Source organism: Gammaproteobacteria bacterium (ex Lamellibrachia satsuma) (assembly GCA_019623805.1).
In the GTDB taxonomy this organism is placed as follows: Bacteria; Pseudomonadota; Gammaproteobacteria; order Chromatiales; family Chromatiaceae; genus QGON01.
Window position 1 is genome coordinate 3,076,241 of the sequence record CP053680.1, and the last position, 23,791, is coordinate 3,100,031.

The window sequence follows — 23,791 nt, forward strand, 5'->3', positions numbered from 1 at the left end:
TTACTTTTTGCAGTTGTCCTCGATATCCTTGCGGGCCTGCTCCATTCTAGTTTGGCGCTCTTCTTCAGTCAGTCGCAGGTACTCTCCGTCCTGGGTACGCAATTTGCGGTTACCGAGGGCAGTCAGATTGCGCAGATTGGAGCGCCCAACCTCACAATTCTGCAGACGAGTGGCGGCGGCTTGCTGCTTCTCATCCTGCGCCTGCTTGGCCAGTTTGCGATCTTCCCGGCGATCTTCCAGATCCTGGCGCATCTTGTTCAGACTTTTTTTTGCCGCTTCGGTATCAGCAGGGTCGTTCTTTGGCGCCGGGCGATGTTTTATCACCTCCGCCGAATCCGAACCTGAAGATGGTGGCGTCTGTGAGTATACGGTGACGCCGTCTTCGCCCACCCATCGATAGGTTTGAGCACCTGCTGCGAGAGAGATTGCAGCCAGGAAAAAGCCTGAAAAAAGTCTATATCGCTTCATTTTTTATCGTTATTTCCATCCATCAACCAGCCACTCTAATTATGGAGCAAGGGCGTGGAATGGCAAGTGACGTAGCCCAATTTGAAAAGAAAACCTGGAGGGCATTGTGGAATACCGGTTATTGCTTGACCTCCCGTGCGACTATTAGTAGTTTGTACGGTTTTGATATTGCCCGCTGCCCGTGACTCTGGGCGTCATTTGGAGGTTGTTGAAGTGGAATTGAGTGGTGCCGAGATTGTCGTTCAATGCCTGAAGGATGAGGGCGTTGAACATTTGTTCGGTTATCCGGGTGGATCCGTCCTGCACATCTACGATGCGATCTATCGGCAGGATGCGGTCAAGCATATCCTGGTACGGCACGAACAGGGTGCCACCCATGCGGCGGACGGCTATGCCCGCTCCACTGGCAAACCCGGGGTGGTGTTGGTTACCTCCGGTCCCGGTGCAACCAATGCCGTAACCGGCATTGCCACCGCTTATATGGACTCCATTCCAATGGTGGTGCTGACCGGGCAGGTCCCGACGCCGGTGATCGGCAGTGATGCCTTTCAGGAGGTCGATACTGTCGGCATCACCCGTCCCTGTGTGAAACACAACTTCCTTATCAAGGATGTCAATGATATCGCCTTGACCCTGAAGAAGGCGTTCTATATTGCCACCACCGGGCGACCCGGTCCGGTGGTGGTCGATATTCCAAAGGATGTGACGGATCCGGGCATCAAGATCCCTTACGACTACCCCAAGAAGATCAAGATGCGCTCATACAACCCGCAGGCCAAGGGGCACCTGGGACAGGTCAAGAAGGCGGTCAACAAAATGCTCTCCGCAAAGAAGCCGGTCTTCTATACGGGTGGTGGCGTCGTGTTGGGGAATGCCTCCAAGGAGCTGACCGAGCTGGTGGATGAACTCGACTATCCGATCACCAGTACGCTGATGGGCCTCGGCGCCTACCCGGGCAGTGACCGCCACTTCATCGGCATGCTCGGTATGCACGGCACCTACGAAGCCAACATGTCGATGCACGAAACCGATGTGCTGATCGCTGTGGGCGCAAGGTTCGACGATCGTGTCACCGGTCATATTCAGCAGTTCTGCCCCAACGCCGAGATCATCCATATCGACATCGATCCAGCCTCCATCTCCAAGACCGTGCGGGTGGATGTACCGATCGTGGGCCCGGTCAAGCAAGTGCTGCGCGACATGCTCAGGGTCGTGAAGGAGCATAAAAAGAAACCGGATAAGGATGTGCTGGCAAATTGGTGGGTACAGATCGAAAAGTGGCGCGGTATGGACTGCCTCAAATATGATCAGAAAAAAAGTGGCCGCATCAAACCGCAGTTTGCAGTTGAGACACTGCACAAGGTGACCGGGGGCGATGCCTTCGTTGCCTCGGATGTGGGACAGCACCAGATGTTTGCGGCCCAGTTCTATGTGTTCGACAAACCCCGTCGCTGGGTCAACTCCGGCGGTCTCGGCACCATGGGTTTTGGCCTGCCTGCAGCGATGGGCATCCAGATCGCCCACCCCAAGGCGGAGGTTGCCCTGATCACCGGCGAGTCGAGCATTCAGATGTGTATTCAGGAGCTTGCAACCTGTCTGCAGTACAATCTGCCGATCAAGATACTGCTGCTGAACAACGGTTATATGGGCATGGTGCGGCAGTGGCAGGAGTTCTTCTATGACAGCCGCTACGCTCAATCGACCATGGACGTGACGCCTGATTTCGTCAAGCTGGCGGAGTCCTACGGTCATGTCGGTATGCGGATCGAGGATCCTGCAAAGCTGGAGGGGGCGATGAAGGAGGCCTTTGCCATGAAGGATCGTTTGGTGTTTATGGATGTGGTGGTCGATCCGGAAGAGAATGTCTTCCCGATGATCGCAGCGGGCAAGGGCCACCACGAGATGTACCTGTCACCTGAGAGCGAGCTGGTCTGATGCGACATATCATTTCTATTCTGATGGAAAACGAGTCCGGCGCGCTCTCCCGGGTATCCGGCCTGTTTACCGCCCGTGGTTACAATATCGAGTCACTTACCGTGGCGCCGACCCAGGACCCCAGCCTCTCCCGGCTTACCCTGGTGACTAGTGGCAGCGAGGAGATCATCGAGCAGATCACCAAGCAGCTCAACAAACTGATCGATGTGGTGAAGCTGGCGGATCTCTCCGAAGGCATCCACATCGAGCGGGAGATGATGATGATAAAGCTGCGCGCCGAGCGCACCCAGCGTGAGGAGATCAAGCGACTGGTGGAGATCTTCCGCGGCAAGATCATCGATGTCACCGACACCAGCTATATCGTCGAGCTGACAGGCGTGTCCTGTAAACTCGATGCCTTTGTCGAAGCGGTGAACGACGATCTGATTGTCGAGATGGTGCGCACCGGCCCATCGGGCATTGCCCGTGGTCCAAAGGGGCTTGGTATCTAAAAGCCAAAGCGTAGGTTGGGTTAGCGCAGCGTAACCCAACAAAATCAAACACGAGAGGGATTGGAGTTAAATTTGACTCCGGCCCTGGCACACAATTCAAAATTTTCCGAAGGAAAACAACATGGCTATCAACGTTTACTATGACAAAGACTGTGACCTCTCCCTGATCAAGGGTAAGACGGTCTCCATTATCGGTTACGGCTCCCAGGGCCATGCCCATGCCAACAACCTGAAGGACTCAGGGATAAACGTCATTGTCGGTCTGCGCAGCAGTTCACCTTCTGTCATCAAGGCGGAGAACTCGGGTCTGACCGTAAAGTCCGTTGAAGAGGCAGTTGCCGCTGCAGACGTTGTCATGATTCTGACGCCGGATGAGTTCCAGTCGTCGCTCTATTGCGACCAGATCGCACCCAACATCAAGAATGGTGCGGCCCTGGCCTTCGCCCACGGTTTTGCCATCCACTACAACCAGATCGTACCCCGCGAGGACCTGGACGTGATCATGATCGCCCCCAAGGCGCCTGGCCACACTGTGCGCAGCGAATATGAGAAGGGCGGCGGTATTCCCGACCTGATCGCTGTCTACCAGGACGCCACCGGCACCGCGAAAGAGACAGCTCTCTCCTACGCATCCGCTATCGGCGGCGGCCGCACCGGTATCATAGAGACCACCTTCAAGGATGAGACCGAGACCGATCTCTTTGGCGAGCAGGCTGTTCTCTGCGGCGGTGCGGTTGAGCTGGTCAAAGCGGGTTTCGAGACCCTGACCGAAGCCGGTTACGCCCCCGAGATGGCCTACTTCGAGTGTCTGCACGAGCTGAAGCTGATCGTCGACCTGATGTACGAAGGCGGCATAGCCAACATGAACTACTCTATCTCCAATAATGCGGAATATGGCGAGTACGTCACCGGCCCCAAGGTCATCAACGAGGAGAGCAAGCAGGCGATGCGCGATGCGTTGAAAAATATCCAGACCGGCGAGTATGCCAAGCAGTTCGTCATGGAAGGGCAGCTCAACTACCCCTCCATGACCGCCTATCGCCGTCTGAATGCTGCCCACCCCATCGAGCAGACCGGTGAGCAGCTGCGTGCCATGATGCCCTGGATCAAAAAGATCGTGGACAAGTCCAAGAACTGATCCGGTAACAGTGAAAGAAAAAGCCGCCTGTGGAGACGCAGGCGGCTTTTTTATGCTTGATTGATATGAATGCTCGGCCGCAAGCTTGGATGTATTGAGAAGTTACCGTGCTTTTGTGTTCTTGGCGGTGAGATAAGTGTTTCCTGATGGAGATTAGGTGCTGGGCAAAAATCAGCCAACCTGATCTGCTTCCCTTTGCTAGAATTCCAGCCCCATGGAACCCGCTTTCATCCATCTCCGCGTTCACTCTGAATACTCCCTGGTCGATGGCCTGGTACGGGTAAAGCCGCTGGTCGCCAGGCTGGTGGAGATGGGTATGCCCGCGGTGGCGCTCACCGACCAATGCAACATGTTTGCCCTGGTGCGTTTCTATCAGGCGGCGCTGGGTGCCGGGGTGAAACCTATTACCGGGGTGGATGTCTGGATCCGCAACCCGGAGGATGCCAACACACCTTTTCGATTGCTCCTGTTGGTGCAGAATCAGGTCGGTTATAACAATCTCACCCGCCTTGTCTCCCGCAGTTACCGGGAGGGCCAACACCTTGGCCGCCCGATGTTGGAACGGGAGTGGCTGGAGGGTAATGCAGATGGCCTGATTGCCCTCTCCGGTGGGCGTGAGGGGGATCTGGGCCGGGCGCTGCTCGCTGGGAATGAGGAGGAGGCGCAGCGCCTGCTGGCAGAATGGCTGAGGCTGTTTGGTGATCGCTACTATCTGGAGCTGACCCGAACCGGCAGGTCGGAGGAAGAAGCCTGTCTGCACGCCAGCGTGGCACTGGCGGAGAAGTATGATGTGCCGGTGGTGGCGACCAACGATGTCCGCTTTCTCTCCCCGGAGGATTTTGAGGCCCATGAAGTCCGGGTCTGCATCCACGATGGACGAACCCTGGATGATCCCCGCCGTCCCAGGCTCTACAACGAACAACAATATCTGCGCAGTTCAGAGGAGATGCAGGCGCTGTTCTCCGATATTCCTGAAGCACTGGAAAACTCGGTTGAGATCGCTCGCCGCTGTAATATTGAGCTGACCCTGGGCAAGAACTACCTGCCCGATTTCCCCATCCCGGAAGGGATGACCATTGATGAGTATTTTGCCGCAGAGTCCCAAAAGGGGCTGGAGTGGCGGCTTGAACAGATCTTCGATACGACGGCTGCGGAGTTCAGCAATCAGCGCAAGGTCTACGATGAGCGGCTGCAGATCGAGCTGGGTGTCATCAACAACATGGGGTTTCCGGGTTACTTTCTGATCGTGGCTGACTTTATCCAGTGGGCCAAGGACAACGACATCCCGGTGGGACCTGGGCGCGGCTCCGGTGCAGGTTCCCTGGTCGCCTATGCGCTGAAAATCACTGATCTCGATCCTATCGAGCACGAACTGCTGTTTGAACGATTCCTCAATCCTGAGCGTGTCTCCATGCCCGACTTCGATGTCGACTTCTGCATGGACAAGCGTGACCGGGTGATCGACTACGTGGCGCGTACCTACGGCCGTGATTCAGTCTCCCAGATCATCACCTATGGCTCCATGGCGGCGAAGGCGGTGGTGCGGGATGTGGGGCGGGTGCTGGGACATCCCTACGGTTTCACCGATCGGGTGGCGAAGATGGTGCCCTTCGAGATCGGCATGACGCTGAAAAAGGCGCTGGAGGAGAGCGAGGATCTCAAGCAGGCCTACGAAACCGACGAGGAGGTCACTGAGCTCATCAAGATGGCAAGAAAACTGGAGGGGTGCGCGCGCAACGCCGGCAAGCACGCCGGTGGCGTGGTGATCTCTCCCGGCCTGCTCACTGACTTCACTCCGCTCTATTGCGAGGCCAGCGGTGAAGGTCTGGTGACCCAGTTCGACAAAGATGACGTGGAGAAGGTCGGGCTGGTGAAGTTCGACTTTCTCGGACTGCGCACCCTTACCATCGTCGACTGGGCGTTGAAAACGGTGAACGCCGGTCGTGCTGCAATCGGAGAGGAACCCATCGATATCACCGCCATCGATATGGCGGACGAGGCGGCTTTCAAGTTGCTGTTGAGCGCAGAGACTACGGCCATATTCCAGCTTGAATCCCGGGGTATGAAGGAGCTGGTTAAAAAGCTCAAGCCCGACTGTTTCGATGACATTACCGCCCTGGTCGCCCTGTTTCGTCCAGGTCCGCTGCAATCGGGCATGGTGGATAACTTCATCGCCCGCAAGCATGGCAAGGAGAAGATCTCCTACCCTGATGCCAACTACCAGCATGAATCGCTGAAACCGATTCTTGATGCTACCTATGGCGTCATCCTCTACCAGGAGCAGGTCATGCAGATTGCCCAGGTGTTGGCGGGTTACTCCCTCGGCGGCGCTGACATGCTGCGTCGGGCGATGGGTAAGAAGAAGCCTGAGGAGATGGCCAAGCAGCGGGCGGTGTTCAAGGAGGGGGCTGAGAAGAACGGCGTCGATCCCGATCTGGCGATGAAGATCTTCGACCTGGTGGAGAAGTTCGCGGGTTATGGCTTCAACAAGTCCCACTCTGCAGCCTACGCGCTGGTCTCGTACCAGACCATGTGGCTCAAGGCGCACTACCCAGCGGCTTTCATGGCGGCGGTCTGCTCCGCTGACATGGACAATACTGACAAGGTGGTGCCTCTGATCGAGGAGTGCCGGCGCATGAAGCTCAAGTTGGAGCCCCCTCAGGTCAACATCTCCGAATACAAGTTCACTATCGATGGTGAAAACAAGGTGGTCTATGGCCTGGGCGCAATCAAGGGCGTGGGTGAATCGGCCATCGAATGTATCGTCCAGGAGCGCAAGGATAACGGCGCTTTTAAGGATATCTTCGAATACTGCCGTCGTATCGATTTGAAACGGGTCAACCGGCGGGTGCTGGAGTCCCTGGTTCGGGCGGGTGCGCTGGATGGGCTGGGCGCCAACCGGGCGACGCTGATGATGCAGCTGCCCCTGGCGCTGAAAATGGCGGAGCAGCACCATGAGGACTTGGCGCGGGGGCAGAATGACCTCTTCGGCATGAGTGATCCCCAACCCGCCACGGCAAACGAGCCACAGGTGGTGCCCGACGATGTGGAGGAGTGGGAGGACGAACAGCGTCTCCAGGGCGAGAAGGAGACCCTAGGACTCTATCTCACCGGCCATCCCATCGACCGTTACGAGGCCGAGCTGCGGCAGATTGCCGGGACCAGCATTGCCGATCTCTCGCTGGATAGCGGGTCGGGAAATGGTGGCGGTGGGCGTCGTCGTGGTGTACCCGTCGTAGTGGCGGGACTGGTGGTGCAGACCAGCCACCGGCAGACCCAGCGGGGTTATATGGGAACACTGTTGCTGGATGATCGCAGTGGCCGCATCGAAGCCACGCTGTTCAATGAAACCTATGAGTCCTATCGTGACCTGCTGGCCACAGACCGGATTCTGGTGGTTTCCGGCAGCCTGAACTATGACGAATACCGGGGAGGGCTGAACATTCGGGTGGATAATGTGCTGGCGTTTGAACAGGCGCGGGCGCTCTATGCGGGCCATCTGGGTCTGAATGTCCAGCTCAGCGGCAGTGATGCAGGCAGTTTCTGCCATGAACTGCTGCAGTTGCTGTCACCCTTCACCGGCGGAACCACCGGGATCAAATTGCACTACCGCTCAGCCAGAGCCGAAGGCGATATCGTCCTGGGACAGGAGTGGCGGGTCAATCCGGTCGATGAACTGCTGCGGCGCCTGGAGCGGTTTCTGGGGAAGGGAAGTGTCAGCGTGGTCTACAATAAACGGTCGCGTTGAATGACTCGGTTATTGTCATCTCGACCGTAGGGAGAGATCTCAAGCAGCGGAGTACTAACTCGTTGTTGTGGGGGTATGAGATTTCTCCCTACGGTCGAAATGACAGGTTTCTCTTTTCATTCAAGACTTCCCTGGGGGTCTGGACCTCTAGTTGAGACTGTCCTAAAAAAAACATTTCCGGTATAGTCCGCGCATGGATCTGAATTTTCTCGAATTTGAGCAGCCGATCGCCGAACTTGAGGCGAAAATCGAAGAGCTTCGCCTGGTGGGCGACGACAATGAGATCAACATTCAGGACGAGATAACCCGTCTTGAAAGCAAGAGCCGTACACTCACGGAGTCGATCTTCTCCGGCCTTAAACCCTGGCAGATATCCCAGCTCGCCCGACACCCCCAACGTCCCTATCTGCTGGATTATATCGGCCTGATATTCGACGAGTTCCATGAACTCCACGGCGACCGCGCCTTTGCCGATGACCATGCCATTGTTGGCGGTCTCGCGCGTATCGATGGTCAGCCGGTAATGGTGATCGGCCAACAGAAAGGCCGTGATACCAAGGATAAGCTGCATAGAAATTTCGGCATGCCCCGTCCCGAAGGCTATCGCAAGGCACTGCGGCTGATGGAGATGGCGGAGCAGTTCCAACTGCCGATCCTCACCTTTATCGACACGCCCGGTGCCTATCCCGGGGTGGGTGCCGAAGAGCGCGGACAGAGCGAGGCAATTGCCAGAAACCTGAAGGTGATGTCCGGTCTGCGTACCCCGATCATCTGCACCGTGATCGGTGAAGGTGGATCCGGCGGGGCATTGGCCATCGGTGTTGGAGATCGGGTGATGATGCTGGAATACAGCACCTATTCTGTGATCTCGCCGGAAGGGTGTGCTTCCATTCTGTGGAAGAGTGCAGAAAAGGCCCCCCTTGCCGCAGAGGCAATGGGTATCACCTCTGATCGACTGAAAGAGTTGAATTTGATCGATGAGATCATTCCCGAACCTCTAGGCAGCGCCCACAGGGACTTGGAGACGATGTCAAAGAATCTCAAGCACTCCCTGCTGGAGGGGTTGGAGAATCTGCGCAGCATGGCCATCGACAAACTGCTGGACACCCGCTATCAGCGGCTGATGCAGTACGGTCAGTTCAGCGGAGAGTAGTTCCTCTTTTCCGCCATCCTGTATGGAATTTTCTCCGGCCCGCCTGCTTGAAGGGATGCCGCAACTGCCCCGTTCCGGTGACTGGCATGTCGCCTTTAGCGGTGGTCTCGATTCGACAGTTTTACTACACGCGCTTGTTTGTATTCGCGACCGGACTCCCGGTGAACTCAAAGCCATCCATATTCATCACGGACTCCAGTCTGAAGCGGATGCCTGGGGTGAGCACTGCCGTGATTTCGCGGCAGCCCTCGATGTCTCCTATCAGCAGATCAATCTGGCGCTGACTCCGTCCGCAGGCGAGAGTATCGAGGCGCTGGCGCGTGAGGGGCGCTATCGGGTTTTGGCTGATCTGCTGCAGCCCGATGACTGGCTGCTTACCGCCCAACATAAGGATGACCAGGCAGAGACCCTGCTGCTGCAACTGCTGCGCGGCAGCGGGCCCGCTGGTCTGGCGGCGATGGCTAAAACGTCCCGGCTTGGAAACGGGTGGCTGCAACGTCCCCTGCTCGGTTTTACCCGGCAAGCACTCGAAACCTATGCGCAGCGCGAAGGTTTGATCTGGGTGGAGGATCCCAGCAACTGCGACCTCGAATTTTCCCGAAACTATCTGCGTCATGAAATCATACCGCTTATTCAGGTGCACTGGCCCGCTGCCAGTGCGACGCTTTCACGAAGTGCGGGGCTCTGTGCCGATGCCCAGGTGCTGATCGATGAGCTGGCGGCGGAAGATCTGCAGCGGTGCCGTGGTTCAGCGTCCGGAAGGTTGTCGGTGAAAGCGCTCAGTCGACTCTCTGAGCCGAGAATCCGCAGTCTGCTGCGGCATTGGGTTCTGGCGCAGGAAGGTGCGGCAGCGCCCGGTTATCGGCATCTTCAGCGCATGTTGGATGAGTGCGTACTGGGACGTGCGGACGCCAACCCGCTGGTGGGCTGGGGTGGGATGGAGGTGCGCCGTTATCGGGATGACCTTTTTCTTGGTCCCCGGCTGCTCCCCCATGATGCTGGATTATGCCTGAGTTGGAATGGTGAAGCGGCGTTGACACTGCCGTCCGGCTTGGGAAAGCTGGAGGTCTCTCTCTCCGAACATGGAGTCGATGCGGAAGCGTGGCAAAACGGTCGTATCGAGGTGAGATTCCGCCGGGGCGGTGAGCGTTGTCGCCCGGCAGGTGACAGTTTTCACCGTCCCCTGAAGCAGTTGTTTCAGACCTGGGGTGTACCGCCCTGGTTGCGGGATCGTATCCCCTTGATCTTCCTGGATGAGGAGTTGGCGGTTATTCCCGGATTTACCGTTTGCCAGCCTTTTGCGGCGGCAGAGGAGACCGCTGCGGTGCAGCCGTATTGGAGCGGTTCTCTATCCAGAAACCTGGCACTAAATGCACAGAAAAGCAGGCCCGATCAAACGTAGCGGATCGGGCATTCCGGGATTGACGTGATCTTTGAGGTTGCCGGTTCCGCTACGCTTGAACCGGCCTACGTCTGGCTGGCAATAGCCCTGGCTTGTTCCAATTCTTTAACCATCTCCTCCAGAGGTGGAATATCATCATTGCGTTCGATCATGGTGGCAATCTTACCGACATGTTTCAGGGTGTCGCGGTAGAGTTGCCAGATTGGATCTGACTTTAGCGCTTCTGCAGGATCGACCTGGTGTTCCACATTGCTGGCCGGCGGGGCGAGATGAATCTGCCGGATGCGCTGGGCAGGCAGGTTGCGCACAAATGTCATTGGTTCCAGCCCCAGTTTGTTGCAGTTCGACAGGACATTGTTCAGATCCAGCAGGATCAGCGAGTCGGAGGCTTCGGCAACTGCCGTCATGAAATCCCACTCCGGCATCTGATTGCCGCTCTCCTGATGATAGGCCGAGATATTCTCCAGCATGAGGCGTCTGCCCAGTCTCTTCTGAACCTCGCGAATACGAGGGATCAGGTGATCGATCATCTCAAGCGTTCTGGGCAGGGGACGCAGATCATAGCTGTGGGACTGGCCCGGCAGGGTCCAGCAGAGGTGGTCGGAAATCGCGCTGGGTTCCACGCGCTGCATTAGGGTTTTGAGTTGTTTGATATAAGCCCCATCCAGCGGATCCGGTCCCCCAATTGAGAGTCCCGCGCCGTGCATGAGCAGGGGATATTCAGCGCGGATTTGCAGTAGCTGATCCATCGTTTCTTCATCGGCATCCAGATAGCTGTCAGAGAGAATCTCGAACCAGTCCACGGCCGGACGCTGTACTATGACCGGCCTGACCAGCTCGCGCCGCAAGCCTAGGCCAAAGCCGGGATCAGTTCTATTTTTGGCAGGATCGTCGATAGTCATGATTGGAGCATCTGTTGGGACCAGCACTAGTATTATACCGATTTGTGCTTGATTGGTACCGCCTTGAAATCGAGAGATGGCCCCCCATTTATAGACATGATAATAGGGCCAACGCTGGGCATCCGCATAGTGTTAACAGGTCCTAATAATTTTTCGGGGATTGAGTTCATGTCGGAAGCAATGCATATCGTCTGCCCCCATTGTGGCGGCGTCAATCGGGTTCCAGCGGTGCGGCTGAAAGATGGTGCCAACTGCGGCAAGTGCCATAATCCTCTGTTTACGCAGCAGCCGATCGCATTGGATGGGGCGCAATTCCAACGCCACAGTCAGAAGAGCGATCTCCCGCTGCTGGTCGATTTCTGGGCCTCTTGGTGCGGTCCCTGCAAAATGATGGCTCCGGCTTTCGAGCAGGCCGCGGCGCAACTTGAACCGCAGGTGAGGCTGGCAAAGGTGAATACGGAAGAGCAGCAGCCGTTGGCAGCGCAGTTCGGTATTCGCAGTATTCCCACATTGATGCTACTGCATCGGGGCAGGGAGGTTGCCCGGCAGCCTGGAGCCATGGACGCCGGAGGCATCGTTAACTGGACCCGGCAACATCTTTCGGGTCTTTAGGCGGTTTATTCGGCGATGGCTTATCCACGTAGACAGAATTGCTCTCTTTCAAGTAGAATCGCCTTGGTTTGACGTGGCACTTTTCAGCCACTCATCCCAAACGATTCAATTGGAACGGGGTAAGCCGCAGGGCTTATCCCGTTTCGTGCGCTCGCAGTGGAGAATTTTTTGAACAAACCAGCAGTTCTGGTCCTGGAAGACGGCACCACTTTTCGGGGCGAAGCCATTGGTGCGGATGGGCAGTCTGTCGGTGAAGTGGTCTTCAATACGGCAATGACCGGCTATCAGGAGATTCTTACCGACCCTTCCTACAGCCGTCAAATCGTGACCCTGACTTATCCCCATATCGGAAATACCGGCGCCAATGAGGACGACGAGGAGTCGGGACATATCCATGCCGCTGGCCTGGTGATTCGCGACCTTCCCCTCTTGAGCAGCAACTGGCGGAGCCAGGAGGCACTGGATGCCTACCTGCGCCGTAATAACATCGTTGCTATTGCGGGTATCGACACTCGCAAGCTGACCCGGATCCTGCGGGAGAAAGGAGCTCAAAGCGGTTGTATCCTGGCGGGTGACGATGTTGACGAACAGGCGGCACTGGAGGCAGCCAAGAATTTTCCTGGTCTTAAGGGTATGGATCTGGCGAAAGAGGTCACCACCGATATCCCCTACGAATGGGCACAGGGCAGTTGGTCCCTTGAGGGTGGAATGCCCGAGGCCGAACATCCCATCGAAGAGAAGTTACCATTGCATGTAGTGGCCTACGACTACGGGGTTAAACGCAATATTCTGCGCATGCTGGTGGATCGGGGCTGTCGCCTGACGGTGGTGCCGGCCCAAATGTCCGCGAAAGATGTGCTTGCCATGAATCCGGATGGGGTATTCCTCTCCAATGGACCCGGCGATCCGGAGCCCTGCGATTACGCTATCGAAGCAATCCAGGAGATTGTCGATACAGGTCTGCCGGTGTTCGGCATCTGTCTGGGGCATCAGCTGTTGTCCCTTGCCAGCGGCGCCAGAACGGTCAAAATGAAGTTCGGCCATCATGGCGCGAATCATCCGGTGCAGGATCTGGGCGAAAAGACGGTCATGATCAGCAGCCAAAACCACGGCTTTGCAGTGGATGAGGTGAGCCTGCCTGAAACATTGACGGCAACTCATCGTTCGCTCTTCGACGGTTCATTGCAGGGTATCCACCGTACGGACAAACCGGCCTTTGGCTTTCAGGGACACCCTGAAGCCAGCCCCGGTCCCCACGACGTGGCGCCGGTGTTCGATCATTTCATCGAGTTGATGAAGACGGAAAATTAAATTAGCTGCAGGAATCGCGGCTGATTATCCAACGGTTCGAGTAAATGCCAAAACGTACAGACATACAAAGTATCCTGATTATCGGCGCCGGTCCCATTGTGATCGGTCAGGCCTGTGAGTTCGACTACTCTGGCGCTCAGGCCTGCAAAGCGTTGCGGGAAGAGGGTTTCCGGGTTGTCCTGGTGAACTCTAATCCGGCGACCATCATGACCGATCCCGATACGGCGGATGCGGTCTATATCGAACCCATCACCTGGGAGACGGTGGCGCGCATTATCGAAAAGGAGCGCCCCGAGGTTCTGTTGCCCACCATGGGCGGTCAGACTGCGCTCAACTGTGCCCTCGATCTGGTGCGCGAAGGTGTGCTTGAAAAGTTTGGCGTGGAGATGATCGGTGCCTCCAGGGAAGCGATCGACAAGGCTGAAGATCGAGATCTGTTCCGTAAGGCGATGCGCAAGATCGGTCTAGATATGCCCCGCTCGGCTATTGCGCACAGCATGGAAGAAGCGAATCAGGTACAGGTCGGTATCGGTTTTCCGACGATCATTCGTCCCTCTTTCACCATGGGCGGCAGTGGCGGTGGTATTGCCTACAATGCGGAAGAGTTTGTCGAAATCTGCGAGCGGGGGCTCGATCTCTCCCCCACCAGTGAACTCCTGATCGAAGAGTCGATTCTCGGTTGGAAAGAGTATGAGATGGAGGTGGTGCGGGACCGCAAGGACAACTGCATCATCATCTGTTCCATCGAAAACCTGGATCCGATGGGGGTGCACACCGGTGACTCTATTACCGTTGCACCGGCCCAGACCCTCACCGACAAAGAGTATCAGATCATGCGTAACGCCTCGCTGGCGGTATTGCGTGAGATCGGGGTGGAGACCGGTGGTTCCAACGTGCAGTTCGCCATCAATCCGGAAAACGGGCGCATGATCATCATCGAGATGAATCCCCGCGTCTCCCGCTCCTCGGCGCTGGCCTCCAAGGCCACCGGTTTTCCCATCGCCAAGGTGGCGGCCAAGCTGGCAGTGGGTTACACCCTCGATGAGTTGCAGAATGAGATTACCGGCGGCGCAACGCCCGCCTCTTTCGAGCCGGCCATAGACTATGTGGTCACCAAGGTGCCGCGCTTCGCCTTCGAAAAGTTTCCGTTGGCGGATGATCGGCTCACCACCCAGATGAAGTCGGTGGGCGAGGTGATGGCCATCGGTCGCACCTTCCAGGAGTCACTGCAGAAGGCCCTGCGGGGACTGGAGACAGGGAAATACGGTCTCAGTGAGGTCGTCGACCTGGAGGAAGAGGGCGTTGAGTACACTCTGACACGTGAGATGCGTCTGCCGGGGCCGGAACGTCTCTGGTATGTGGCGGATGCCTTTCGTTGGGGCATGAGCATGGAAGAGGTTCATGAGTACAGCCGCATCGAACCCTGGTTCCTGGTGCAGATCGAAGAGCTGGTAACCCTCGAAGGTCAAATCAAGGCGCAGGGACTGGCGGCTTTTGATGAGTCTCGGCTGCGCTATTTGAAACGCAAAGGGTTTGCCGATAGACGACTCGCGGTCTTGGCAGGTGTTACCGAACCGGAGGTTCGTGAGCTGCGACGGGCTACTGGCGTCCGGCCGGTATTCAAGCGGGTCGATACCTGCGCGGCAGAGTTTGCCACCAGCACCGCTTACATGTACTCCACCTATGAGGACGAGTGCGAGGCGCAGCCCAGTGACCGCGATAAGATCATGGTGCTGGGTGGCGGTCCCAACCGGATCGGTCAGGGCATCGAATTCGACTACTGCTGCGTACATGCCGCCTTCGCCATGCGCGAGGATGGTTACGAGACCATTATGGTCAACTGTAACCCGGAGACGGTCTCCACCGACTACGATACCTCGGATCGGCTCTATTTCGAGCCGCTGACCCTTGAGGATGTGCTGGAGATTATCGATAAGGAGCAGCCCAAGGGTGTGATCGTCCAGTACGGAGGTCAAACACCATTGAATCTGGCGGAAGATTTGGAAACCGCCGGTGCACCGATCATCGGTACCAGTTCCGATGCCATCGACTTGGCGGAGGATCGCGAACGTTTCCAGATGGCTGTGGAGAGGCTGGGTCTGAAGCAGCCGCCGAACCATACCGCCACCGAGTCTGAACAGGCGGTTAAGCTGGCGGAAGAAATAGGTTATCCGCTGGTTGTCCGGCCCTCTTACGTGTTGGGCGGACGTGCGATGGAGATCGTCACCAACGAGAATGACCTGCGTCGCTACATGCGCGAGGCGGTGAGTGTCTCCAACGACTCGCCGGTGCTGCTGGACCATTTTCTCAGTGATGCCATCGAAGTGGATATCGACGCCATCTGCGACGGTAAGGATGTGGTGATCGGCGGTATCATGGAACATATCGAGCAGGCTGGCGTGCACTCGGGTGATTCCGCCTGCTCCCTGCCACCCTATACCCTGTCGGCCTCCGTGCAGGACAGGATGCGCGAACAGATCCGTAAGATGGCCCTGGAGCTTGGGGTAGTGGGTCTGATGAACACCCAGTTCGCCGTGAAGGACGATGAAATCTACCTGCTGGAGGTCAATCCTAGAGCTTCCCGCACCGTGCCATTTGTCTCCAAAGCTACCGGCGTTCAACTGGCCAAGGTGGCTGCACGCTGTATGGCGGGTGTGAGTCTGGCGGAGCAGGGTTTCACCGATGAGGTGGTGCCTAAGATCTATTACGTCAAAGAGGCGGTATTTCCCTTCGTCAAGTTTCCCGGCGTCGATACCGTGCTGGGACCGGAGATGAAATCCACTGGTGAGGTGATGGGGGTCGGCAAGACTTTTGGTGAAGCTTTCAGCAAGGCGATTCTTGGCGCCGGGTCACGCTTGCCTGATGGTGGCAGGGCGTTGATCAGTGTGCGTGATGTGGACCAAAAACGTGCCGTAAGCGTGGCTGAGGATTTGATCGCTCTTGGATTTGAGATCTGTGCCACTAGGGGTACCGCAAAAGTGATAAGGAGTGCAGGAATCGATTGCATTCAGGTCAACAAGGTCAAGGAAGGACGACCGCACATCGTGGATATGATCAAGAATAATGAGATCTCTTTCGTTGTTGTCAACACGGCAGAGGGCGCCAAAGCCATTGCGGACTCTGCGGAGATTCGACGTGCTGCGCTACAGTATAAGGTTAACTACACAACCACCATCTCCGGCGCCGAGGCAACCTGTCTGGCGCTGAAACAGTTGGACGCAGTCGGCGTAAATTGCCTGCAGGATCTGCACGGCTGATTGCAATGAGGCGAGGAGACAGAATATGAGCAAGGTACCTCTGACCGCCAGAGGCGCGGAGCGTCTGCAGGAAGAACTTGTTGAGCTTAAGCGGGTGGCCCGCCCCAAGGTGATCAAGGCGATTGCCGAAGCCCGCGAACATGGTGATTTAAAAGAAAATGCTGAGTATCACGCCGCGCGTGAACAACAGGGTTTTATTGAAGGCCGTATCAAGGATCTGGAGGGTAAGCTGTCCCACGCCCAGATCATAGATGTCACCACCCTCAATGCTGGAGGCAAGGTGGTGTTCGGCGCCACCGTCGATGTGCTGGAACTCGACAATGATGCGGAGTTGACCTACCAGATAGTCGGCGAAGATGAGGCGGATATCAAAAACGGTCTGATATCGATCAGTTCGCCTATTGCACGAGCGCTGATCGGCAAGTCCGAGGGCGATGACGTCTTTCTCGAGACGCCGGGTGGCGCGAGGGAGTTTGAGATATTGGACGTCCGTTACGTCTGACGCTCATATTGTAGGCAGGTTCAAGCGCAGCGAAACCGGCAAGTATACGTAGGGTGCGCCATGCGCACCAAAACAAGCCGTGATCACGGTATGTACGCTATTCATGGTGCGCATGGCGCACCCTACAAATCCTGATTTTGTTTATTGAAGGACTACTAGACCACAATCCGGTTTTTCTTTTTATCCGGATTGGGCCGGTAGAAGATGGCGACGCGGCCGATAATCTGCACCAGGTCAGCATTTTGGCGGGAGGCAATCGCCTCGCTGAGCTGCTCACGGTCGGCTTTATCAGCGCCGGCAAGCTTTACCTTGATCAGTTCATGGCTGTCGAGGGCGATGCCGATTTCATCCTGCACACTCTCCCTGAGCCCATGTTGACCTACCATGACCACAGGTTTGAGATGATGCGCCAATTTTTTCAGTTCGCGTTTTTGCTGGGCAGAGAGGGCCATAATCGGGTGCCGTGTAAAGATTGGGGCGGAATTCTACCTTAGATAGCGCCTCTCCTGAAAGACGCGTTGTGGGATTTTTGCCGGAATGATGGTCTGATACTGAATATGAAACGTAGTAAGAGCAGCCGCCAGTGGCTTGATCGTCACTTCAAGGATGAGTACGTGAAACGTGCCCAGAGAGAAGGGTACCGGTCTCGTGCGGTCTTCAAACTCATGGAGATCCAGGAGAAGGACCGGCTTATTAAACCCGGAATGCGGGTGGTGGATCTGGGTGCCGCACCGGGGGGCTGGTCACAATTTTCCCGGCAGTTGGTCGGAGATAAAGGCATGGTGGTTGCCCTGGATATCCTGGAGATGGATCCTATTGCCGGGGTGCCGTTCATCCAGGGGGATTTCCGGGATCAGGAGCCACTTGATGAGTTACGGGGAATTCTGCAAGAGAAGCCCGTGGATCTTGTAATTTCCGATATAGCCCCCAATGTTACGGGTATGGCCACCGTGGATCAGCCTCGTTCCATGTACCTGTGTGAATTGGCACTGGATTTTGCCAAAGAGGTGCTGCGCCCCGGTGGCGGTTTTGTGGTCAAGGTATTCCAGGGCGAGGGTTTTGAGCACTATATACGGGACATGCGTGAGGCGTTCGGCAGGGTGGTAAGCCGTAAGCCCAAGTCTTCCCGGTCGAAAAGCCGCGAAATCTATCTGGTAGCGACGGGCTTTAAGTTGTAGTACCGTACAGAACTGCCAAAATTCCAGGTATCCCTTTGGTTACGGTGCTGAAATAGTTTGATGACGGTGGTCTTTTTCTTGCTAATTAGTTGATGTAAAAAGATATTTTTAGCTGCCGGGATAATTTGAGAGGAAAGAAGTTTGAACGATATGGCAAAGAATCTGATTCTTTGGGTGGTGATCGCCGTTGTATTGATGACGGTTTTCAACAATTTCACCACCACCGAGACCAAGGCCCAGCCGAAAAGCTACTCTGAGTTTATCGGTGATGTTAAGTCCGGCGCAGTGAAAGATGTCACCATCAATGGGCGCACCATTGATGGCACCCTGAGTTCCGGGCAGCATTTCTCCACCTACAGTCCCGGCGACGATGGCCTGGTGAGCGACCTGCTCAACAACAATGTTGAGATTGTGGCCACGCCGCCTGAGAAACCCTCGTTGCTGATGAATATCCTCATCAACTGGTTCCCCCTGTTCGTGCTTATCGGCCTGTGGATCTTCTTCATGCGTCAGATGCAGGGCGGCGGCGGCGGCCGTGGCGCCATGTCCTTCGGAAAGAGCAAGGCGCGTATGCTCAGCGAGGACCAGGTGAAGGTGACATTCAGCGATGTGGCCGGTGTCGAAGAGGCGAAGGAAGAAGTCTCCGAGATGGTGGATTTTCTACGAGATCCCTCCAAATTCCAGAAACTTGGCGGCAAGATTCCCCGTGGCGCACTGATGGTGGGCTCGCCGGGTACCGGTAAGACCCTATTGGCTCGCGCCATTGCCGGTGAAGCCAGGGTGCCTTTCTTTACCATCTCCGGTTCCGACTTCGTGGAGATGTTCGTGGGTGTCGGCGCATCCCGTGTGCGCGATATGTTCGAGCAGGCGAAGAAACACGCGCCCTGCATCATTTTCATCGACGAGATCGACGCAGTAGGCCGTCATCGCGGTGCGGGTCTCGGTGGTGGTCATGACGAACGTGAACAGACACTGAACCAGCTGCTGGTGGAGATGGACGGCTTCGAAGGTAACGAAGGCGTTATCGTGATCGCTGCCACCAACCGCCCCGATGTGCTGGATCCGGCGCTGCTGCGTCCCGGTCGTTTCGACCGTCAGATTGTTGTACCCCTGCCGGACGTGCGGGGACGTGAGCTGATCCTCAAGGTTCACTTGCGCAAGGTGGCAGCTGATGATGATGTAAAACCCTCTATCATTGCCCGTGGCACACCTGGCTTCTCCGGCGCAGATCTGGCCAATCTCGTCAATGAAGCGGCGCTTTTTGCCGCCCGCACCAGCAAAACCCTGGTGGAGATGGTGGACATGGAGAAAGCGAAGGACAAGATCATGATGGGTGCCGAGCGGCGCTCCATGGTTATGAATGATGATGAGAAGAAACTCACTGCCTATCATGAGGCAGGCCACGCCATCGTTGGGCGTTCGGTGCCATCTCATGATCCTGTCTACAAGGTCAGTATCATCCCCCGTGGACGGGCGCTCGGCGTGACCATGTTTCTGCCGGAGGAGGATCGTTACAGCTACAGCAAGGAGCTTCTTGAGAGCCAGATCTCCAGCCTGTTTGGCGGTCGCATCGCCGAAGAACTGATTTTCGGCATCGACAAGGTGACCACCGGCGCCTCCAACGATATCAAGCGGGCAACTGAAATCGCTCGCAACATGGTGACCAAATGGGGGCTCTCCGAGCGCCTTGGTCCATTGCTCTACGGAGAGGAGGAGGAGGAGGTTTTTCTCGGCCGATCCGTCACTCAGCACAAAAATGTCTCTGACGATACCGCACATGTCATCGATGAGGAGATCCGCGGTTTCATTGACCGCAACTACCAGCGTTCCGATCAGATTCTGAAGGACAATCTCGATAAGCTGCACATCATGGCTGAGGCGCTGATCAAGTACGAAACCATCGATTCTGACCAGATCGACGACATCATGGCGGGCAAAAAACCTCGTCCCCCAGCAGATTGGGATGAGTCCGACTCGGATGATTCGGAAAAACCTTCTGGCGAGGCGCCTGCTTCAGACGGTTCCTCGGATACTATTGGAAACCCCGCCAACCAGCACTGATCCTTCAGCCGTTCCCGTTGATTATTGATTGTGCAGGCAAACCCGTTGACCTGGGGACCCCCCGGGTCATGGGCATCCTTAACATTACCCCGGACTCTTTCTCTGACGGTGGTCGTTTCACTCGATCCGATCCAGCGCTGAGACATGCTGTCGGCATGGTGGAGGCGGGGGCTGCGATGGTTGATATCGGCGGTGAATCCACCCGGCCCGGCGCCAGTCCCGTATCCGAAGGGCAAGAGATCGACCGGGTTGTGCCGCTGATAGAGCGGCTCAGTCGGGAGCTCGACGTTCCCATTTCCATCGATACCAGCAAGCCGGCGGTGATGCGTGAAGCGGTTGCGGCCGGCGCCGGACTGATCAATGACGTGCAGGCTTTACAGGCGGAAGGTGCGCTTGAAACGGCAGCTGAGTTGGCGGTGCCGGTCTGCCTGATGCACATGCGGGGTGAGCCACGCACCATGCAGGCGGCGCCGGAGTATGCTGATGTTGTGGCCGATGTGCGTGATTTTTTCTCTGAACGCATCAAAGCCTGCCGCAGTGCAGGTATCCCCCTTGAGCGACTATTGCTGGATCCTGGGTTTGGTTTCGGCAAGACCCTGGCGCATAATCTTGCCCTATTGAAGAATCTGTCGGAATTTTCTGCGTTGTCGGTGCCGCTGTTGGTAGGCATCTCGCGCAAATCGATGATTGGCGCGTTGCTTGGTGATGCGCCGGTGGATCAGCGGTTGTACGGCAGCGTTGCAGCAGCCGTTTTGGCTGCCACTCAGGGGGCGTCGATCATTCGCGCACACGATGTAAAAGCAACGGTTGATGCGCTGCAGGTTGCTGCTGCAGTGATGGAATAACCGAAAAAGGAGAGTAGGGTGGAACGCAAATATTTTGGTACAGACGGTATTCGCGGATTGGTCGGTCAGGGTGCGATAACTCCGGGGTTTGTGCTCAAGCTCGGTTGGGCTGCTGGTCGTGTCCTGGGTGGTGGGGGCAATAGCAGTGTGCTGATCGGTAAAGATACCCGCATCTCCGGTTATCTTTTAGAGTCAGCGCTTGAGGCAGGCTTGTCGGCTGCCGGAGTCAACATCAAGCTGTTGGGGCCCATGCCGACCCCAGGTATCGCCTATCTCACCCGAACCCTGCATGCCCAGGCGGGAATCGTGATCAGCGCCTCTCACAATCCATTCCACGACAACGGCATCAAGTTTTTTTCCGCCCAGGGTACCAAGCTGCCTGATGATGTTGAAACCACCATAGAACAAGAGCTGGACAAAGAGATCACGACGGTTGATTCTGCCAGTCTCGGCAAAGCCTACCGCCTGGATGACGGCGAGGGACGGTACATCGAGTTCTGCAAGAGCACGATTCCCATGAGCCTGAGCTTCAGGGGCATGAAGATCGTGGTCGACTGTGCCCACGGCGCTACCTACAACATCGCCCCCTATGTGTTAGACGAGTTGGGTGCAGACGTAGTGGCAATCGGTGTGCAGCCTGACGGATTGAATATCAATGACGGCGTGGGCTCCACCCATCCTGAGCACCTTAAGGCAGCTGTGTTGGAACACAAGGCTGACCTTGGTGTCGCCTTCGATGGCGACGGTGATCGGTTGATTATGGTGGATGACCGGGGGGAAGAGGTCGATGGTGATGAGATTCTCTTCATTATCGCCAGTTCCCGCATGCGGAAGGGAACCCTGAAAGGGGCGGTGATTGGCACCCTGATGAGTAATTTGGGGCTGGAGATTGCGTTACGCGAGCAGGGTGTGGTGCTGGAGCGGACCCAGGTGGGGGATCGTTACATCATGGAACGCCTGACTGAAAAAGGCTGGAATCTCGGTGGTGAGCAGTCCGGTCACATCATCTGCCTCGACCGGACTACCACTGGAGATGGCATAATCTCTGCGCTGCAAGTACTGGCGGAGGTTCAACTATCCGGTCAGCCTCTACGGGAACTGGCGGCCGGTATGACGAAATATCCCCAAAAACTGGTCAACATAAAGCTTGGAGATATGACACCAGCCGATGTAATGGCCTCGGGCGAGGTGACCAATGCCGTGCATGATGTGGAAACGGAGCTGGGACGTAGTGGCCGGGTGCTGTTGCGGCCTTCCGGTACTGAGCCGTTGATCCGGGTCATGCTTGAGGGAAATGATATGGAGCAGGTCGACCGGCTGACGGAGCAGCTCGCGGATGTGGTGCGGGGACTGGTCACAGTGGATTGAGTATGGTCTCTGCGTAGATGGCTGGAGATTAAATAGCTTATCCGCCATTGATTTCAGGCGCGTTGCCCGTTAAGCTAGTCCGCTTTGTTCGTTCAGCAGGAGTTTTGACATGCGTAGGCCGCTGGTAGCCGGAAACTGGAAGATGAATGGTTCCATCGAGAGCGTTCGCGAACTGCTCGAAGGTCTCAGGGCCGGTGCGGGTGAAGTCAAAAATGCTGAAATGGCAGTTTGTCCCCCTGCTGTGTTCATTCCGCAGGTTCAGGAACAACTCTCGGGTTCTGTGATTGCCTGGGGTGGCCAGGATCTCTCTGTCGAGACATCTGGAGCCTTCACGGGTGAGATAGCAGCTTCCATGTTGAACGACTTTTCCTGCAAGTATGTCATTGTCGGTCACTCTGAGCGCCGTACCTATCATGGGGAGAGCGACGAGTTGGTGGCAAAGAAGTACGCCGCCGCGCGTGCGGCCGGCTTGGTTCCCATTCTATGCATCGGGGAGACCCTCGAAGAGCGCGAGCAGGGCATTACCGAGGATGTGTGCGCGCGCCAGCTGAATGCGGTGATCGAACTTGAAGGCGTCGAGGCGCTGGCTGATGGCGTTGTCGCTTACGAGCCGGTTTGGGCAATCGGTACTGGTAAGACGGCGACCCCGGAACAGGCACAGGATGTACATGCTTTTATCCGTGGTCGCGTGGCTGAGAAGAGCGGGGAAGTGGCAGAAGGACTGCGTATCCTCTATGGCGGTTCCATGAAGCCGGATAACGCCAGGGAGTTGATCGGCAAACCCGATATCGATGGTGGTCTGATAGGCGGTGCTTCACTCAAGGCGGCGGATTTTCTTGGCATCTGTACCGCCGCAAACTAAATTCTGATAGGCAGCGAAAAGTTTCATGCAGACGATTCTTGTTGTATTTCACCTCTTTCTGGCACTGGGCCTGGTCGGACTGATTCTGATTCAGCACGGTAAGGGTGCGGATGCCGGTGCGGCATTCGGCAGTGGTGCCTCTGCGACCGTGTTTGGTGCGCAGGGTTCAGCCTCATTCCTGTCGCGGGCCACCGCAGCACTGGCGGCGCTCTTTTTCATCACCAGTATGGCGCTGGCTTACTTCGCCACTCAGAGTCGACAGCCGCAGGGGCTTATGGAGTCGATGCAGACTGAGCAGGTGGAGACGGCGGTTCCCGCTGCAGAAACGATCAATTCTGACGTGCCTGTGATCCCTGCGCCTGGGCAGGACGTTCCGGCAAGAGCGCCTGAACCAGAAGTGAAAGAGTAATATCCAACGATTTAATTGCCGATGTGGTGGAATTGGTAGACACGCTATCTTGAGGGGGTAGTGGCGTAAGCCGTGCCGGTTCAAGTCCGGCCATCGGCACCATTAATGAACGGTATCGTCCATAATCGGGTGATGCCGTTTTTTTATGC

Annotated in this window: 19 protein-coding genes and 1 tRNA gene; 17 read left to right on the forward strand and 3 right to left on the reverse strand. The window is 56.5% G+C overall.

Annotation, left to right across the window (positions count from 1 at the left end; all coding sequences use genetic code 11):
* On the reverse strand, nucleotides 1-468 hold the full coding sequence (locus tag HPY30_13475) for a DUF4124 domain-containing protein (GenBank protein ID QYZ66908.1): 468 nt from the start codon (nucleotides 466-468) through the stop codon (nucleotides 1-3).
* A gap of 213 nt (nucleotides 469-681) precedes the next feature.
* Between HPY30_13475 and HPY30_13480 the strand changes: the two genes are divergently transcribed.
* The 6 genes from HPY30_13480 (at nucleotide 682) to tilS (ending at nucleotide 10,335) form a co-directional block, all read left to right on the forward strand.
* Entirely contained in the window at nucleotides 682-2,403 is a 1,722-nt protein-coding gene (locus HPY30_13480) for an acetolactate synthase 3 large subunit (protein ID QYZ66909.1), read from the forward strand.
* On the forward strand, nucleotides 2,403-2,894 hold the full coding sequence (ilvN, locus tag HPY30_13485) for an acetolactate synthase small subunit (GenBank protein QYZ66910.1): 492 nt from the start codon (nucleotides 2,403-2,405) through the stop codon (nucleotides 2,892-2,894). Before HPY30_13480 ends, ilvN begins: the two co-directional genes overlap by 1 nt.
* Nucleotides 2,895-3,021: 127 nt before the next feature.
* Nucleotides 3,022-4,032, forward strand: coding sequence for a ketol-acid reductoisomerase (gene ilvC, locus HPY30_13490; GenBank protein ID QYZ68044.1), 1,011 nt, complete (start codon nucleotides 3,022-3,024; stop codon nucleotides 4,030-4,032).
* A gap of 214 nt (nucleotides 4,033-4,246) precedes the next feature.
* Nucleotides 4,247-7,780: a DNA polymerase III subunit alpha gene (gene dnaE, locus HPY30_13495; protein ID QYZ66911.1), complete on the forward strand. Its 3,534-nt coding sequence runs from the start codon at nucleotides 4,247-4,249 to the stop codon at nucleotides 7,778-7,780.
* A gap of 193 nt (nucleotides 7,781-7,973) precedes the next feature.
* Nucleotides 7,974-8,933, forward strand: a complete 960-nt coding sequence (gene accA, locus HPY30_13500) for an acetyl-CoA carboxylase carboxyl transferase subunit alpha (protein ID QYZ66912.1) — start codon at nucleotides 7,974-7,976, stop codon at nucleotides 8,931-8,933.
* Nucleotides 8,934-8,988: 55 nt separating this feature from the next.
* Nucleotides 8,989-10,335 carry a tRNA lysidine(34) synthetase TilS gene (gene tilS, locus HPY30_13505; GenBank protein ID QYZ68045.1) on the forward strand — a complete coding sequence of 449 codons (1,347 nt, stop codon included), beginning with the start codon at nucleotides 8,989-8,991 and terminating at the stop codon, nucleotides 10,333-10,335.
* Nucleotides 10,336-10,400: 65 nt separating this feature from the next.
* Here the strand turns inward: tilS and HPY30_13510 are convergent, their stop codons facing one another.
* Complete coding sequence (locus HPY30_13510; GenBank protein QYZ66913.1) at nucleotides 10,401-11,237, reverse strand: DUF692 domain-containing protein; 837 nt, start codon at nucleotides 11,235-11,237, stop codon at nucleotides 10,401-10,403.
* 168 nt (nucleotides 11,238-11,405) lie between these two features.
* Here HPY30_13510 and trxC point away from each other — a divergent pair, with 168 nt between their 5' ends.
* From trxC to greA, 4 genes are all read left to right on the forward strand, one after another.
* Nucleotides 11,406-11,849 (forward strand): thioredoxin TrxC, encoded by a 444-nt coding sequence (gene trxC / locus HPY30_13515; protein ID QYZ66914.1) that lies wholly within the window; start codon nucleotides 11,406-11,408, stop codon nucleotides 11,847-11,849.
* Nucleotides 11,850-12,017: 168 nt separating this feature from the next.
* Nucleotides 12,018-13,160: a glutamine-hydrolyzing carbamoyl-phosphate synthase small subunit gene (carA, locus tag HPY30_13520; GenBank protein ID QYZ66915.1), complete on the forward strand. Its 1,143-nt coding sequence runs from the start codon at nucleotides 12,018-12,020 to the stop codon at nucleotides 13,158-13,160.
* Between the two features lie 44 nt (nucleotides 13,161-13,204).
* Nucleotides 13,205-16,417: a carbamoyl-phosphate synthase large subunit gene (gene carB, locus HPY30_13525; GenBank protein ID QYZ66916.1), complete on the forward strand. Its 3,213-nt coding sequence runs from the start codon at nucleotides 13,205-13,207 to the stop codon at nucleotides 16,415-16,417.
* A gap of 25 nt (nucleotides 16,418-16,442) precedes the next feature.
* Nucleotides 16,443-16,919: a transcription elongation factor GreA gene (greA, locus tag HPY30_13530; GenBank protein ID QYZ66917.1), complete on the forward strand. Its 477-nt coding sequence runs from the start codon at nucleotides 16,443-16,445 to the stop codon at nucleotides 16,917-16,919.
* A gap of 155 nt (nucleotides 16,920-17,074) precedes the next feature.
* On the opposite strand, the gene yhbY is transcribed toward greA, so the two are convergent.
* Nucleotides 17,075-17,371 carry a ribosome assembly RNA-binding protein YhbY gene (yhbY, locus tag HPY30_13535; GenBank protein QYZ66918.1) on the reverse strand — a complete coding sequence of 99 codons (297 nt, stop codon included), beginning with the start codon at nucleotides 17,369-17,371 and terminating at the stop codon, nucleotides 17,075-17,077.
* 105 nt (nucleotides 17,372-17,476) lie between these two features.
* Between yhbY and rlmE the strand changes: the two genes are divergently transcribed.
* The 7 genes from rlmE to HPY30_13570 all read left to right on the forward strand — a co-directional run bounded on the left by rlmE (nucleotide 17,477) and on the right by HPY30_13570 (nucleotide 23,744).
* On the forward strand, nucleotides 17,477-18,097 hold the full coding sequence (gene rlmE / locus HPY30_13540; GenBank protein QYZ66919.1) for a 23S rRNA (uridine(2552)-2'-O)-methyltransferase RlmE: 621 nt from the start codon (nucleotides 17,477-17,479) through the stop codon (nucleotides 18,095-18,097).
* A 141-nt stretch (nucleotides 18,098-18,238) separates the two neighbouring features.
* A complete protein-coding gene (gene ftsH, locus HPY30_13545) occupies nucleotides 18,239-20,158 on the forward strand; it encodes an ATP-dependent zinc metalloprotease FtsH (GenBank protein QYZ66920.1) in 1,920 nt (639 codons plus the stop codon).
* Nucleotides 20,159-20,226: 68 nt separating this feature from the next.
* Nucleotides 20,227-21,003: a dihydropteroate synthase gene (gene folP / locus HPY30_13550; GenBank protein QYZ66921.1), complete on the forward strand. Its 777-nt coding sequence runs from the start codon at nucleotides 20,227-20,229 to the stop codon at nucleotides 21,001-21,003.
* A gap of 18 nt (nucleotides 21,004-21,021) precedes the next feature.
* A complete protein-coding gene (gene glmM, locus HPY30_13555; protein ID QYZ66922.1) occupies nucleotides 21,022-22,371 on the forward strand; it encodes a phosphoglucosamine mutase in 1,350 nt (449 codons plus the stop codon).
* Between the two features lie 109 nt (nucleotides 22,372-22,480).
* Nucleotides 22,481-23,233: a triose-phosphate isomerase gene (locus HPY30_13560; protein ID QYZ66923.1), complete on the forward strand. Its 753-nt coding sequence runs from the start codon at nucleotides 22,481-22,483 to the stop codon at nucleotides 23,231-23,233.
* 25 nt (nucleotides 23,234-23,258) lie between these two features.
* Nucleotides 23,259-23,642 carry a preprotein translocase subunit SecG gene (gene secG / locus HPY30_13565; protein ID QYZ66924.1) on the forward strand — a complete coding sequence of 128 codons (384 nt, stop codon included), beginning with the start codon at nucleotides 23,259-23,261 and terminating at the stop codon, nucleotides 23,640-23,642.
* 17 nt (nucleotides 23,643-23,659) lie between these two features.
* A tRNA-Leu gene (locus HPY30_13570) sits at nucleotides 23,660-23,744 on the forward strand.
* Nucleotides 23,745-23,791: the final 47 nt, after the last annotated feature.